At 62.6% G+C, this 15095-nt stretch carries 13 protein-coding genes; 2 read left to right on the top strand and 11 right to left on the bottom strand.

Annotated elements, in window-relative coordinates:
* Positions 1 to 36: 36 nt before the first annotated feature.
* A complete protein-coding gene (locus ACR9Y2_RS25690) occupies positions 37 to 1245 on the bottom strand; it encodes an MFS transporter (RefSeq protein WP_435044574.1) in 1209 nt (402 codons plus the stop codon).
* Positions 1246 to 1486: 241 nt separating this feature from the next.
* Between ACR9Y2_RS25690 and ACR9Y2_RS25685 the strand changes: the two genes are divergently transcribed.
* Together ACR9Y2_RS25685 and ACR9Y2_RS25680 are read left to right on the top strand one after the other, a co-directional pair.
* Positions 1487 to 2380, top strand: coding sequence for a dihydrodipicolinate synthase family protein (locus ACR9Y2_RS25685; protein WP_435044573.1), 894 nt, complete (start codon positions 1487 to 1489; stop codon positions 2378 to 2380).
* A complete protein-coding gene (locus ACR9Y2_RS25680) occupies positions 2371 to 3978 on the top strand; it encodes a putative N-acetylmannosamine-6-phosphate 2-epimerase (RefSeq protein WP_435044572.1) in 1608 nt (535 codons plus the stop codon). Before ACR9Y2_RS25685 ends, ACR9Y2_RS25680 begins: the two co-directional genes overlap by 10 nt.
* 429 nt (positions 3979 to 4407) lie before the next feature.
* Here the strand turns inward: ACR9Y2_RS25680 and groL are convergent, their stop codons facing one another.
* The 10 genes from groL to ACR9Y2_RS25630 all read right to left on the bottom strand — a co-directional run bounded on the left by groL (position 4408) and on the right by ACR9Y2_RS25630 (position 15056).
* The gene (gene groL / locus ACR9Y2_RS25675) at positions 4408 to 5994 is read right to left on the bottom strand and encodes a chaperonin GroEL (RefSeq protein WP_435044571.1); all 1587 of its coding nucleotides are present in this window, start codon (positions 5992 to 5994) and stop codon (positions 4408 to 4410) included.
* Positions 5995 to 6023: 29 nt separating this feature from the next.
* Positions 6024 to 6341, bottom strand: coding sequence for a co-chaperone GroES (locus ACR9Y2_RS25670; RefSeq protein ID WP_435044569.1), 318 nt, complete (start codon positions 6339 to 6341; stop codon positions 6024 to 6026).
* A 38-nt stretch (positions 6342 to 6379) separates the two neighbouring features.
* Positions 6380 to 6787, bottom strand: a complete 408-nt coding sequence (locus ACR9Y2_RS25665) for a hypothetical protein (RefSeq protein ID WP_435044568.1) — start codon at positions 6785 to 6787, stop codon at positions 6380 to 6382.
* A gap of 332 nt (positions 6788 to 7119) precedes the next feature.
* Entirely contained in the window at positions 7120 to 7815 is a 696-nt protein-coding gene (locus ACR9Y2_RS25660) for a hypothetical protein (protein WP_435044567.1), read from the bottom strand.
* The gene (locus ACR9Y2_RS25655; RefSeq protein ID WP_435044566.1) at positions 7808 to 8254 is read right to left on the bottom strand and encodes a DUF6804 family protein; all 447 of its coding nucleotides are present in this window, start codon (positions 8252 to 8254) and stop codon (positions 7808 to 7810) included. The genes ACR9Y2_RS25660 and ACR9Y2_RS25655 overlap by 8 nt, the downstream gene beginning before the upstream one ends.
* Positions 8255 to 8334: 80 nt before the next feature.
* Positions 8335 to 9114: a slipin family protein gene (locus tag ACR9Y2_RS25650; RefSeq protein ID WP_435044565.1), complete on the bottom strand. Its 780-nt coding sequence runs from the start codon at positions 9112 to 9114 to the stop codon at positions 8335 to 8337.
* A gap of 72 nt (positions 9115 to 9186) precedes the next feature.
* A complete protein-coding gene (locus ACR9Y2_RS25645) occupies positions 9187 to 10920 on the bottom strand; it encodes an OmpA family protein (protein ID WP_435044564.1) in 1734 nt (577 codons plus the stop codon).
* A 30-nt stretch (positions 10921 to 10950) separates the two neighbouring features.
* Positions 10951 to 11646 (bottom strand): lipid-binding SYLF domain-containing protein, encoded by a 696-nt coding sequence (locus ACR9Y2_RS25640; RefSeq protein ID WP_435044563.1) that lies wholly within the window; start codon positions 11644 to 11646, stop codon positions 10951 to 10953.
* 249 nt (positions 11647 to 11895) lie between these two features.
* The gene (locus ACR9Y2_RS25635) at positions 11896 to 12939 is read right to left on the bottom strand and encodes a hypothetical protein (RefSeq protein ID WP_435044562.1); all 1044 of its coding nucleotides are present in this window, start codon (positions 12937 to 12939) and stop codon (positions 11896 to 11898) included.
* A gap of 305 nt (positions 12940 to 13244) precedes the next feature.
* Positions 13245 to 15056 (bottom strand): sigma 54-interacting transcriptional regulator, encoded by a 1812-nt coding sequence (locus ACR9Y2_RS25630; protein WP_435044561.1) that lies wholly within the window; start codon positions 15054 to 15056, stop codon positions 13245 to 13247.
* Positions 15057 to 15095: the final 39 nt, after the last annotated feature.

The following is a 15095-nucleotide window of genomic DNA, read 5'->3' as shown; positions in this document are numbered from 1 at the left end:
CGACGGCTGGGGTCCCGCAACGGCGAATGGGATGGATCATGCGGCGGCCGCCTTTGCTTTGAGCCGGGGGATGAGCAGTAGCAGGGTGGAGCAGCCGAGCACGGCAAGACCGACGGCGCCGAGGATCATGCCCAGGCCGAGGGTGGATTTGAGCGCCCCGGCGAGCAGGGCGATGAGACCGCCGGAGAAGGTGCCGGCGAAGTTGAGCAGGCCGAAGGCGCTGGAGCGCTCCTCTTCATTGACGATTTCGCACAGGACGGGCATGACGTTGCAGTCGTAGATGCCCCGGCCGACGCCATAGAGGGCGAGCGCTGCGTAGAGCACCCAGGCATCGGAGGCGAGTCCGCTGAGCGAGAGGAACGGGGCGGCGAGCGCGAGTCCGGCCACCTGGGTGAAGAGGCGTCCGCGGGCAGAGCGCCGACCGGAGGTGTCGCCGAGCCAACCGCCCAGCAGGATGCCCGCCACGCTGGCCACCTGGACGAAGAAGGTGGCGACGAAGCCGGCGCTGGACAGGCTGAGACTGAACTTCTCGAAGAGGAACAGAGGCATCCAGGCGTAGACCAGCCAACTGGCCATGGACATCACGGCGAAGACGGCCAGGACGGGCCAGAACGCGGGTTTCCGCAGGATGGAGCGGATGGTGGGCAGGAAGGCGGCGGAACTGGTGCGATCCGGGGCAAGGGCCGGTGTCCGCGGCAGCAACCGGGGCAACAGGGCGGCGTAGGCGATGCCCACCGCGCCCAGCACCCAGAAGACGGTGCGCCAGCCGTAGTTTTCTCCGATCCACGCGCCGCCGAAGCCGCCAAGGAGGATGCCCGCGTAGATGCCACTCTGATGGAGGCCAATGGCGCGGGAGCGGGTCTGGGGTCCGTGCCAGGCGGAGATGAGGGCCAGTGCGGAGGGGATGTAGCAGGCTTCGCCGATGCCCATGAGGGCGCGGGTGGCGATGAGCGACCGGAAGCCGCCGGCGAGGGCAAGGCAGACCGTGACGGCGGACCACATGAGCAGGCTCAAGAGGATGACGGGCCGGTGTCCGAAGCGATCGCCCAGATAGCCGGCCAGCGGGCTGGCGGCGGCATAGATCCAGAGGAACGCGGTGCCGAGCATGCCCAGTTCCATGTCGGTGAGGCCGAGGTCGGCGCGCAGGAGGGGGAAGAGGGAGAAGATGACCTGGCGATCGAGGTAGTTGAGAAGGGCAACGACCCAGAGGAGGGCGACGATCCACCAGGCGTTTCTGGTCAGCATGGGCGTCTATGCGGCGGGGGTGGAGGAAAGACTGAGAGTGGGAGAAGGCGGCTGAGTGGGATCACGATATGGTGACGATCCTCTTGCAATCGATTATCGATTATTCCAATAATGAGTCTGTCTGATCCGGGCCGTGTTGTCAAGGCAGCCGCGGAGGACCGGGTAGCCGGGGTTGCGGAGTCCATTCTTGGGCCGGGTGACGTCGCGAGCACCGGACAGACGATAAAGGGGAATTATATCGATGGCGGTGGAACTACAAGGCATTTATCCGGCGGTGATTACGCCGATGACGACGGACGGCGTGTTTATGCCGGAGGCGTTTGAGGCTCTGTGCGGCAGGCTCTACCAGGATGGGGTGGACGGGTTGTATGTCTGCGGGCAGACGGGGGAAGGCCTGAGCATGAGCCTCGAGCAGAGGAAGGCTGTGGCGGAGAGGGCGGTGGAGGCGACTCCAACGGGCCGCCAGGTGATCGTGCATGTGGGCGCTTCAAGCACGGCGGCGGCGATGGACCTGGCGCGGCACGCTGCGCGGGTGGGTGCGCATGCGCTGAGCAGCCTGCCGCCGGCCGGCAGTTATTCGATGGACGAAGTGTATGGCTACTACGAGGCTCTGGCTGGGGCTACGGATTTGCCGTTTCTGGTGTACTACTATCCCGGGCACGCGGCGCATCCACGGACATATGACGAGCTGATGCGGCTGTGCGAGATTCCGAACGTGGCCGGCCTGAAGTTCACGAGCACGGACCTTTACCTGTTGAGAAGGCTGAAGGACAATGCGGTGACCGTGTTCAGCGGATTCGACGAGATTCTCGCGGCGGGGCTGCTGATGGGCGCCGATGGAGGCATCGGGAGCTTCTACAATGTTGCCGCGCGGTGGTTCGTGGAGTTGTACCAGGCGGCGCGCCGCGGCGATTGGGAGCGGGCGCGAGTCCTCCAGTCTAAGGTGAACGGCCTGGTGACGATCGGACTGCGCTATCAACCGCACGCGGCGGTGAAGGAGATCCTCCGCTGGCAGGGCCTCGATTGCGGAGTGTGCGCGGCGCCCCGGCGCAGGCTGACCCCGGCGGAGGTGGAGCAACTGCAGGCCGAATTGAACGAGGGGGCGACGGCGAGTCTCCGGCCGGTATGCATATGAACGAGGGTGCGCGAGGCGCGTGGGCGGAGGCGCGTGGGCGGCTGATCGTCTCCTGCCAGGCGGCGGCGCCCGACGCTTTTGACGGGGCCGGCCTGATGGCGCGGTTCGCGCGGGCGGCCGTCGATGGGGGCGCGGGCGGCATTCGCGCGCACGGAGCGGCCGATGTCGAGTCCATTCGAAGTGCCGTGCCGGTCCCGATCCTGGGCATTCACAAAGAAGTTGTGGAGGACGGACAGATCCTGATCACGCCGACGTTTGATCGAGCGGTGGAACTGGCCCGAGCCGGTGCGGACGCCATCGGCGTGGATTGCAGCCAGCGCGGCATCGTGCGAGGCGCCCATGACAGGCTGCAGCGGATCCGGCGTGAACTGGGCCTGCCGGCCATGGCTGACATTGCAACCCGGGAAGAGGCCGAGGCCGCGGTACGTCACGGGGCGAGTTTCGTGCTGAGCACGATGCGGGGTTACACGGCGGAGACAAGGCATCTGAGAGGTCGTTTTGAGCCTGAGTTCATCGCGGAGCTGGTGCGGCGCTGTCCGGTTCCGGTGATTGCCGAAGGCGGGATTGGGTCGCCGGAGGAAGCGGCCAGCGCGGTCCGGGCCGGCGCCTGGGCCGTGGTGGTGGGTAGCGCGATTACACGGCCGCACCTGATCACGAGAGAGTTCGCCGATGCGCTGCAGGATGGCCGGGGGCCGCAGTGGACTGCGGCGATTGATGTAGGCGGCACAAACATCAAGTACGGGCTGGTGGCGCGAGGTGGAGACATTTACGGCACGGGCCTGGTTCCGACACCCGTAGGCAGCGCCGAGCAGGTTCTGGAGCAGATGCGGATTGCATTGCGCACATGCCTGGCGCAGGCGCATGGGCCGGAAGTGGAGTGTGTCTCGATCGCGGCGGCAGGCTGGCTGGACAGGCAGGCCGGGTCGGTGTCCTATGCCACCGGCAACCTGCCGGGATGGGCCGGTGCGGACTTGCGCGCCGCCGTCGCGAACGAGACGAGCCTGCCTGCGTTTTTCGAGAACGATGGAGTTGCCGCAGCGGCGGGCGAGTGGCTCTACGGAGCAGCAAGGGGCGTGCGTTCGGGGGTGTGCGTCACACTCGGCACGGGCGTCGGAGGAGGCGCAATTGTCGAAGGCCGGTTGCTGCGGGGTGGGCACGGGCTGGCGGGCATGCTGGGCCACTTGCCGCTGCCTGGCGCCTGGATGCCCTGCACATGCGGACTAACGGGCTGCGCAGAGACGGAACTGGGCAAGGTGGGCGCCACGCGGCTGGTGGCCAGTTTCGGCTCGCTGGAAGCGTGGACAGAGGCCGTGCTGGGGAAGGATCCGGATGCTTGCAGACTGCTGGAGGAGTACGCCTCCACGCTAGCCGGTTCGCTGTTGCCGGCGGTCCATCTACTGGATCCGGAAGTGCTGGTGTTCACTGGCGGCCTGGCGAGCGCGGGTCCACTGTTGGTAGGGGCGCTGCGCCGCTCATTGAGCGAGCGAATCCTGGCATGGGGGCAGCGGAGGATCCGGATCGAAGTCTCCGATGCAGGGGGGTATGCCGGTGTGCGTGGAGCGGGCGCGATTGCGGCGCTGGAGTGGGGCCGGCGATAGGTTATGCTGTGCCACCGATGGGCAACTGCCACCGGAAGAGGAAGTAGTGCCGGCCGCAAAAGTCACAACGGCATGGCTGCAGGAGCCAGAGAATCGCCTGTTCCAGAAAATTGCGCACGCCCACGCTGCGAAACTCGATTGATCCGCAGTGCGGACAGCGAGTGGAGAACAGGCTCTTCACGAAGCGAAACATTGCTTTGGCTCCCAACAATTGGACTTCCGTCAGCGGACCGTTCCGGCTGACTTCGCGGAGTTGAACTGACGCACAGGGTCGCTACGCCTGGCGCCGGCGGGAGCGTTTGCCCTCCCGCACGGCATCAGGTTGTTGGCCACGCTGCATTCCGGGTTCAGAGAAGCTGGCCGCTATCCAGCCTGGCACGAGCAAGCGATCGCGCGGCTGGACCTAGCCCCCGGTTGCAGACGCTGCCACTACGGAGTGGGCTCGTCGAGGACGGAGCAGATCATTGCTTCCGTCGTCAACATCAGGGAGGCGATGGAGGCAGCGTTCTGCAGAGCCGAGCGGGTGACCTTTGTGGGATCGATCACGCCGGCCTTCACCAGATCCTCGTACACTTCGGTGGACGCGTTGAAGCCGTAGTTGGGATCATCGCTGGCGATGATCTTGGCCGCGACCACTGCGCCTTCCGTACCGCAGTTGAGCACGATCTGCCTGACCGGCTCTTCGCAGGCGCGGCGTACGATGGTCACGCCGAACTGTTCGTCTTCCTCGAGTTTGAGCGTCCTGAGAACGATGGACGCACGCAGGAGGGCTACACCGCCGCCGGGTACGATGCCTTCCTCGACGGCCGCGCGCGTTGCATGGAGAGCATCCTCGACACGCGCCTTCTTTTCCTTCATCTCGGTTTCGGTTGCGGCCCCGACCTTGATGATGGCCACACCGCCGGCGAGCTTTGCCAGGCGTTCCTGGAGCTTCTCGCGGTCGTAATCCGAAGTGGTGTCTTCAATTTGCGTACGGAGCTGCTTGATGCGGCCCTCGATGTTCTGCTGTACGCCGCCGCCATCGATGATTGTGGTGGTGTCCTTGTCGACCGTGATGCGTTTGGCGCGGCCCAGATCCTCCAGGCGGACACTCTCGAGAGTGATGCCGGTCTCCTCCATGATGGCTTTCCCACCGGTGAGGATGGAGATGTCCTCCAGCATGGCTTTGCGGCGGTCCCCGAAGCCGGGCGCCTTGACCGCGCAGACATTGAGCGTGCCGCGCAGCTTGTTGACGACCAGCGTGGCCAGAGCCTCGCCTTCGACATCCTCAGACAGCAGGAGGAGCGGCTTGCCCGCACGGGCGATCTGTTCCAGTACGGGGAGAATGTCCTTCATGCTGCTGATCTTCTTCTCGTGAATGAGAATGTAAGGATCTTCCAGCACGCATTCCATGCGTTCGGGGTCGCTGACGAAGTAAGGAGAGAGGTAGCCGCGGTCGAACTGCATGCCATCGACTGTCTGCAGTTCGGTGGTCATGGTCTTCGACTCTTCCACCGTAATGACGCCATCTTTGCCGACTTTCGCCATTGCTTCGGCAATGACGTCGCCGATGGTGGAATCGCTGTTCGCGGAGATGCGGCCGACCTGGGCGATCATGTCGCCGGAGACGGGCTTGGAGAGCTTCTGGAGCTCTTCCACGACCAGCGTGACGGACTTGTCGATGCCGCGCTTGACGGCCATGGGATTCGCACCGGCGGCAACGGCCTTGACGCCTTCGCGGAAGATTGCCTGGGCGAGAATCGTGGCGGTTGTGGTGCCGTCGCCAGCGACGTCTGATGTTTTGGAGGCCACTTCGCGCACCATTTGCGCGCCCATGTTCTCCAGCGGATCCTTGAGTTCGATCTCCTTGGCGACGGTGACGCCGTCCTTGGTGATGGTGGGGCCGCCGAACTTCTTCTCGAGAACGACATTGCGCCCGCGCGGTCCCAGCGTGACTTTCACGGCTTCGGCGAGCTGGTTCACACCGCGCAGAATAGCCTGGCGCGAGTGTTCACTGTAGATGATCTGTTTGGCCATGGAGGAGTTCCCTTTGAATGTGTCGTGACCTAGGAGGTCTTCACCGCAGGTGTGGCGTCGGCTGACAGGATGGCGAGAACTTCATCCTCACGAATGATGATGTAGTCGGTTCCGGAGAGGCGGGTTTCGTTGCCGGAGTACTTGCCGAAGAGCACGCGGTCGCCGACCTTGACGTCGAGCGGGACCAGCCTGCCGTCTTCCAGCCGTTTGCCATGACCGACAGCCAGCACCTCTCCTTCCTGGGGTTTCTCTTTAGCGGAATCGGGGATGATGATGCCGTTGCGCGTCGTTTCAGTGTCCTCGATGCGTTTGAGCACGATTCGATCGTATAGGGGTCTGAGATTCATGATGTTGCTCGCTCTGTTTGTTCAGTTCGTCGTCCACTTCACCGGGGACGCGCCGGCCTGTTCCGCTGGATCGCCTTGTAGCGGTCGTCGTGAAAGATCATTTGGCGCACCTGGTCACCGATCTCCTGCCAGTTGTGGATGAAGTAGCCAGCCTGGGGCCGGCTCATTACCTCAATCCTTTTCTCTTCCAGGATGTCGAGGATGCGCTCTGTATCTGCCCGCCTGCCCGGAAGCTGAGTTCCGGCCACCGTGCGGAAGGCGGAGGCCACACGGTTAAAATCAACATTCACCAGGTTCCTGATGCGTTCCGCCCATTCGACCTGCGCGGCACTGCCGGCTAAGGCCACTGGTGAGGAATCGACGGTTGCGCGCGAGGCGCCCCCGTCGTCTTCCCAGATTTCGATGGCTCGATGGAAGAAGCCGTTGGTCACAGAGTCGTCGCCCACTTCGATGCCCTCCCCTCTTCGAGTTGTTCGAATTCATCCCTGCGCCCTCGTTCGGAGCACAAGTGCGGTTGGTGGAGGCAGGTAGCGGCAGACCCGGCCAGGCTCGCAAAGCCGTGAGCCGGACGGGCGGATGTGACCAGCCAGCATCAACGATTGCCTGAGGTTCGGCGACATGGGCGTCGCCGCTGACAAGGAGGCCATCCAGGACACAGGGAGGCCGAGGATTCACCACTGGCGCTTCCTCGGCGGTTTTCGAACATCCCGAATTGGCGGGTTTTGAGCTCATCTGGTTCGCGCCTCAGGCGCGTTTCCTCATTGCGGTGCAAAGCGGACTAAGGCTTGAATTTCGGTTTGTTGACCAAACGGGCCTTCTCGAGTTTGGCACGCTCCGCCTCAACATCCTTAATTTTCTGATCAGCTTCGCGCTGAGGAGCCTCTTTATCATCGAGCCGGAGTGCTTCGAGGGCGGCCGTGCGGGCCGGCGCCTCGAGCCGTTTGAGGATGCCGAGCAGCTTGTAGGTTGGGCCAAAGGAGGACCGGCTGAGCTCGAAGCGGTAGTCGGCATCTTCCCAGCGAGCCAGGGGCTCTTCCTGATCGCCGTAGGTGGCGGCCACTGGCTTCGGCACCGTCGACGGCTTCAGTGCCTCTCCGAATTTCACCCCAAAGGTCTCGACCATATCACTGGCCGTCAAGCCTTCCGTTTCGTAGCGGTCGTAGTTGACGAAGATGCGGAAGAGTTCACCGTTGTAGAAGGTGAATGAGATGTCCTGCGCCGGCTCGGGTTGAGTGGCGGAGCTCAAGGATTGGGGACGCCATTCCAAAAGCTGGACCAGGGCCGGACGCCGATGGACGACCTTGACGTCGACCGGATTGGCCCCTGTCTGTTTTAGGACAGTGGACACATCGGAGCCTAGCTGGAAATTGCGAAACCGGGAGAGGTCGCCCGCCGAGGCCAATGGCATCAGCAGGGAGAGTAGCAATGTTGACGAGAGCGCAGCGACGGTTCCGCCCTGATAGGACCTAAGCATTTTTCGGACTCCTGGAAATTAACCGGGCAAATGAGAAGCCAAACGGAATCATGCTGAGCAGCACGATCACCCGCTGCCACTCACCGGCAAAGATGAGTACCGGCAGGATTGGATTGAACAGCACAATCAAAAGAGCAAACACTGCAACCGTGGCGAAGCGGCGCAACTGGTAGGCCTGGGATGCGGCGGTGACGGCGCCGATGCAGACGATGAACCTGACGACGACTTCGTACGGCGGCAGGTTGGACCAGAGGACTGCCGCGGCCAGCAAGGCGGCCATCGAAACCAAGTAAATGGCTTTGCCCTGACTGCGGCTCGCCTGACGATCCTGGTATTGGCCTTTGGCCTCCCAGGCTCGCCACATCGACTGGTTCAGCGGCTGTATGTCGGGCACGACCCAGGATGGCTGAACTTCTTTCTGTTCGGTTGTTGTGGACATATGGTCAACTCTCTTTCGCCGCCCGGCTAAGAGCGGAAGCTGCACGGACACCCTGGAAGCAGATGGTTTGGCGGCCAGCTTCAGAAAACTGAAGGGACCGGCGACTTCGAACCGGCCATCACCTGCGTGATGGAGGTGATCAGGTCAATGGGCAGGGGGAAGACGATGGTCGTGTTATGTTCCGCGCCAATCTCGACCAGTGTCTGGAGGTAGCGCAACTGAATGGCGGCCGGTTGCTGCTGGATGACCGCGGCGGCCATGGCCAACTTCTCAGCGGCGAGGTATTCGCCTTCCGCATGGATGACCTTGGCGCGGCGCTCACGTTCGGCTTCGGCCTGACGGGCGATGGCGCGGATCATCTGCTCGGCCAGTTCTACCTGTTTGACTTCGACCAGGGTGACTTTCATCCCCCAGGAAGCGGTGTGCTGATCGAGGATGGATTGCAGGCGCAGGTTGAGCTTCCCGCGCTGGCTGAGCAGTTCGTCGAGTTCCGCCTCGCCGAGGACGCTGCGCAGGGTGGTCTGGGCTAACTGGGAGGTGGCGTAGAGGAAGTTCGAGACTTCGAGGACGGCCAGGCGCGGATCGATGACTCGGAAGAAGATGACGGCATTTACCTTGACGGTCACGTTGTCCCGGGTTACGACATCCTGGGCCGGAACTTCGAGTGCCTCGATGCGAAGGGAGAGGCGCACCATGCGGTCGATGGGTGCGAAGACGAGAACGATGCCGGGGCCTTTTGCTTGCGCGAGGACGCGGCCCAGGCGGAATACCACGCCCCGCTCATACTCCCTGAGTACTTTGATCGAGGCCAACAAATACAAGATCACGAAGACGGGGATGACGATCCAGATGTCAATCATGCGAAATCCTCCACACGCTTGCTAAGACCATGGCGGCGGGGGCTGGGAGAGCCCCCGCGAGATGGCAGCAAGCTACCTGGCTGCAAGGGGTGATCCGATGCGGGTACCAATCACCTCACCGGAGATGACGAGTTCCACGCGGCGGTTCTGTTGCCGGCCTTGGGCTGTGTCGTTGGTGGCGACAGGCTGGGTCTTGCCGAAGCCCTTGGTGGTGACCGAAGCGTCGCTCATGCCTTGAACCATCAGGAAGTCGCGCACGGCCGTGCCGCGATGTTCTGAAAGCGTCTGATTGTAGTCGTCGCCGCCCACACTATCGGTGTGGCCTTCAACGTCTAATCTCAGACCAGCATGACTCGCCACGATGCCGGCGACTCGTGCGAGCTTCTCCCTGGCGATGGGGCGCAGTGAGAACTTGCCGGTGTCGAACAGGACGTCCGACATATTCACGATCAGCCCCCTGGCCGTGTCTCGTGTCTGGAGGATCACGTTGAACTGTTTGAGCAGTTCAATTCGCAGTGCCGCCTTCTCGGCTTCCAGTTGGGCCTTCTGCTGCGCAACCTTGTCGAGTTCCGCCTGGCTGGCCGCCCGTTGCGCCTCGTTGTCGAGTCTGAGGCGCTCGGCCGCGGCGTTCGCAGCAGCCGCACGGGCGTCGCTCTCAGCGCGGAGTTGGTCAGCCTGCGCGGCAGCGGCCGCGGCTTTGACTTCCATTTCACGCTTCAGGCGGTCGGATTCCATGGCCGCGGAAAGTGCCTGCTGATTCTTCTCCGCGGTCAGGCGTGCGGCTTCAGCGTCGGCCTTAAGCCTGGCGGCTTCGGCGTCGCGGGTGGCACGTTCGGAGTCGCCTTGCGCCTTGAGACGAGCTGCTTCGGCGTCGCGAGTGACACGATCGGTCTCGGCCTGGGCGGCCGTCTTAGCGTTCAGCGCGGACGTTTCCCGCTGTGCCGCGGCCTGGCGTTCGGCAGCCAGAGCCTCTTCGTCCTGACGCTTCACGGCAATGGCGCGTGAATCCTCAGCAGTCTGCACTGCTTCGCGGGCCGTCATCGTGATGGGCTTGCTGCCGGCCTTGCGGGCTTGGTAGGCCTCAGCCTGAGCCAAGCTCTTTTCCGCCTTCTGGAAACTCTCGGTGGCAAAGCGGTCAGCGCCCACGGCACGGGCGATCTGCACTGCGTTGCGCGCTTCGTAGAGTTCCAGCGGTTGCTTGGAATCGAGCTTCAGTTGCAGGGGATTGGAAAGGCGGTGGTATTGTCCGCGCTCATAGAGTTCGTACTTGGCTTCGATTTCCTCGATCTTGCCGGTGGTATCGGCACGCACTACGTTCTCCATGACGATGAGATCGCTTGGCCGGCTGACGGCGAAGTAGGGTTCAGCCGTGACGACCAGGCCGAAGACCTGGAGTTCGGTTGTCACATTGAGCTTGCTCTTGGTCCCATTCAGCAGGATCTCACCCAGGTTCGAGGTGCGGCCTTCCGGAGTGATGGCCCACAGAACGTAAGTGAGGTATTCGGACCCATGCTGATTCGCGGGCACGAGGTCGTCAAATTCGACTTCGATCTCGATATAGCCTTGCTTGCTCTCGACCTTGGCTTCGCCACGGGCTTTCGCCATGAGTTCCGTGCCTCGGAAGTCAATTTTGGTGGCACCGCTGCGGTGGCGGTAGTTGATTGCTTTCGCGGTCCGCGCGGTGACGGTCACGCGGTAAATGGGTGTAGAGCCCGCGGCCATGACGGCCGCATTCTCGCTCTGCTGCTGTGGCTGCTGCGCCGACAGAACTCCGCAAACCATGAGGAATGCGCCGATCATTTTCATTTGTGTTACCTGAGGGTCCTTGTTTGGGAACTACTTGGTGGAAGGAGCGGCATTCGTGCGCTCGCGGGGGGAGTACCTGTTTAGAAGGGCAATCAGCTTCACCGCCGATTTGGGGGTACGCACGCGCGTGGTCACGATCTGCTTGTTCTCCAACTTCTTGCCGTAGAGGGTTGCGTTGTCATCAAGATCCTGACGCAGGGTGGCGCCTTCCAGCGCGAGACCGGCGAACAGGCCTTGCGACCGCGACCAGGAGAGGATTTCCGCATGCATCTGGGCATCGGTCTGAGCGGTGGCGGTGCGTCCGACGGGACCCGCGGCCACTGAACCCTCGCCGCCCAGCGTGAATTTGCTCTCGATGAGTTTCTCCGCGCCGCGCTTGGTCATGACGAGCATGATGAGGTCAGTGGTGGAGCCACCGATTTGGAAGCCGACGCTGCCGCCCTCGATGCGCACTGTGCCAGGAGCCGACCAGCCGATTCCACTGATGTTGCGGCAGGACAGGTAGCCTTTGCCGTATTTCCCGCCGACGAGAAAGGCGCCTGTTTTGAGGTTGGGCACGATGACGATGCAGTGGGCGTTGGCCAACAGGTCTTCGGGAATGCCTTTGTCCGGGGCTGCCATGATCTCGGAGAAGACCGCGGAAGCCTCAACCAAACGCTTTGCCGGTTCATTGTCCTTGGCAAACATGGGCGTAAGCGCGAGCGCTGCAACTAGAATGATTCGCATTTTTCACCTTTTCGGCCACCCCCACAGACCTTCAAGTCCGGGAGGTGACGAAAGTACAGAGTGCACGGCGCCCGCCATCCCTGCATTGTGTTGAGCCCATTCGACCCCGATGGGTCCGCTGGGCTGGATCAGGCGCCTGCGAATGACCTCGCATGGTCAAGTGACGTGGCGCGGTCATACGATTTGGGGCGGCAGAAATCGAGGTTGGGGGGCGGGATTGGGATTGCGACCGGGCGGGCAGGCGGAAGATTAGCGGGCCCGGGCTGCCTGCTGTTTCTCTTCGAGGACCTGTTTGATGTTGAGCAGGATCTTCTCCTGGGCGGAACGGGTGCGGCTGACGACAATCAACCGAAGCAGGGCGCCTTTCCAGCCTGTCAGCCCCTGCTGTGCCGAGCCCTTCAACGTGATGAGGTAGAATCCGCGGCGAACGTTGTCGGGGACGCAGGCAGTGACATCGAGCGCGAGCTGGAAGTAGTGGCTGGCAAATAACTGCTTTACTACCACCACCTGTGCTCCATTCATCGGTCCGGTGGGCTGATAGGCGATGGCATGATTCAGCCGCAGTGTTGGTTTGAGACCGAAGCTGACCCGCTCCCAGTAGAGCACTGACTGTGCGTTTGCCGGCACTGCATTCGGATAGTCGAGCAGAAAGCGGCTCAATTGCGGAAGGTAGTGCGGAAGCGCTTCGGAGCGGCCCAGCAGGGCGCGCAACTGACTGTCGAGGTCGAACGGATGCTCAGTATCGTGGTAGTTGCCAATCACGCGATTGCCGTCGGTCTGGTATCTGCGCACGATGTCGAGGGCGACGCCTCGCATGCGTTCGTTCACCTGCGCTTCGATGTCCGGCGCCGACCAGTTGAGAGATTGTTGAAGGTGATGCATCGCGTCGGCGGGCAATTGAACACCGCACTTCCCGGGCCGGCAGAGTTTCAGGTTCCTGATATCGTCGGGTTCCAGCGAGAAGCCGTCGAGATCGGAGGCGGCGGGCGGGCTGCTGAAGCGGCGCACGGCCAGGTAGCTTGGCGATCTTCGCAACCGTTCCACGTCGAGCGCAAGTTGGACATAGTCGGCGGGGGGCGCATCCACGAAAACAGCTCCGAAGATGATGACCTCGCCGGGCGCCTTTGAATTGATCAGTTTGGCCACCGCTTTGCCGCGGTCCACCATGGCGATCTGATCTTCCGTCAAGCCCATCTGATTCCGAAAGAACCCGTGCAGCTCCGAAGTCGTCTGACCGTTGATTGAGATGATCCCCGACAGAATCAGGCCAGCCAAGGCTGCCGCCTTCCACATGAACTCTCCTATCTGAGCCCGCAACTTGAGGGGCGACCGGTCATCGCCACAACACCAGCGCCAGCATTCCGGCACTGGAAACGATGTTGGATCGCAACATTCCACCGATGCACCGTTGCACGGTCGCAGCGTGGACGTCCACCTCCTCCCCCGTGGGGGTTGGGTAGAAGCCCTGGAAATCATATCTTGCACGGCTGATGCCATTGCGCTGCGGGCGAGCGACTTACCTCGCCTTGGTGAAAGCACTTTTCGGGGGCTGTACTGACGCCCCAAATGACCGCCCGTGGTCAACTGGCAAGCCCGGGTCACAGATCATTGCGGGAGATGCCGAGCTTGCGCATGATCGCGTTGAGAGTTGTCCGGTGCAGACCCAGACGTGTAGCGGTGGCGGTCACCACTCCGCCGCTTTCCCGGAAGATGCGGATAATGTGTTCGCGCTCAATATGTTCGAGCGTGACGCTGCCGGTGAACGGGGCCTGATCCAGCTGCAGTTCGGCCAGGGGCGCGCGCAGAACCGCCCCGCTGGACAGGATGACAGACCGTTCGATGAAGTTCTCGAGTTCCCGGACATTACCCGGCCAGGCGTAGCTGACGAGGGCGGTCATGGTCCCGGAAGGAATCTTGTCGATGTTGCGGCTCATCTTCAGTGAATATTTCCGGGTGAAGTGACGTGCGAGCGTCGGAATGTCCTCGGGGTGCTCGCGCAGGGGCGGGGTGGTGATGGGAAACACCTTCAGCCGGTAGTAGAGGTCGCTGCGGAACAACTTGTCGCCCATCATCTGGGTGAGGTTGCGGTTGGTGGCAGCCACGAGCCTGACATCGATGGGAATGGTCTTGGTGCCGCCCAGGCGTTCGAAGGACTTCTCCTGAAGAGCGCGCAGCAACTTCGGCTGTAAGTCGAGCGGGATATCGCCGACCTCGTCGAGGAACAGGGTGCCGCGGTGCGCCATCTCGAAGCGCCCGATCTTCTGCGAGAGTGCGCCGGTGAAGGCGCCCCGCTCGTAACCGAACAGCTCGCTTTCGAGCAGTCCAGTTGGAATCGCAGCGCAATTCAGGGTGACAAAGGGCAGGTTTCTGCGCGGGCTCATGCGATGGATGGCGCGTGCGACGAGCTCTTTGCCGGTGCCGGTTTCTCCCAGGATCAGGACGTTGGCGTCGGTGGGCGCCACCAACTCCACCTGTCCCTGGACTCTCCTGAGCGCGGCACTGGTGCCTACAATCTCTCCGAAATCGTGCGCCGGGTCCAGGACCTCGTCGGCAATGCTCTCGCGCTGGTCGCGGTCGCGCAAGTCCTGGACGAAAGAGATCCAGCTGAAGGGCGCTAGTTTCAAGACGGCCGTGGCGACGAGCACGGGCACGCGGCTGCCATCCCGTGCGATCAGTTCTTTCTCATAAGGAGTGCAGGCGCCCGATTGCAGGCCTTCTTCGTGAGCGAGTTCGTCGAGCGGCCAGTTTTCCGGCACCGTCAGTTCGTGCCAGTGCGGACGGCCCGCCAGAAGCTCCTCCCGGGCATAGCCCACGAGGGATAGAAAGGCATCATTCACTTCGACGACGCGATCCAACTCACCGGAGATTACGCCTGCGATGGTCGACCGGGCAGGCCCGGTCCGAAGGCGTGCATGGGCGCGGCGCAATTTCTCATCCCGATCGTGGCGATCGCTGAAGTCCCTGACGGCGCAGGCGAAGCCGCGCAGGCTTCCGTCATCCTGCCGCAGCGCCAGAATCAGGGCGTTGGCCCAGAATTTTGTACCATCCGCCCTGACCTGCCAATCCTCATTGCCCAGGTATCCGGCTGTGGCGGCGCGGTTGAGCCGGTCTTCCGATTCCAGGGCCTGTGTCTCCTGCGCAGGAAAAAGCGCGGAGAGGTGTTGCCCCTGGATGCTGCCGGTCGCATAACCATACAGGCGCTGGGCGCTGGCGTCCCAGTCGACGATATGACCCTCTGCGTCCAGAAGGAACAGCGCGCACTCATCCGCGCCAGCGGCGGATGCGGATTCGATGACTTTTGCGTATTGAGACGGAGAAGAGGCAACGGCCTGGAGAAGCAGTCCCCACGCCTTTGGACCATTCTCCAGAAGCCACTGGAGGGCTTCGGAATCTCGGTCCCTGGAAAACATCGCGCTTCTCCCTTCCCGCCCTCGATCAAAGCGGCCGGC

It is taken from the genome of Paludibaculum fermentans (assembly GCF_051172195.1).
Classification (GTDB): domain Bacteria; phylum Acidobacteriota; class Terriglobia; order Bryobacterales; family Bryobacteraceae; genus Paludibaculum; species Paludibaculum fermentans_A.
The sequence above is the reverse complement of the archived record's forward strand: the minus strand, read 5'-3'. Positions and strand labels throughout refer to the sequence as shown.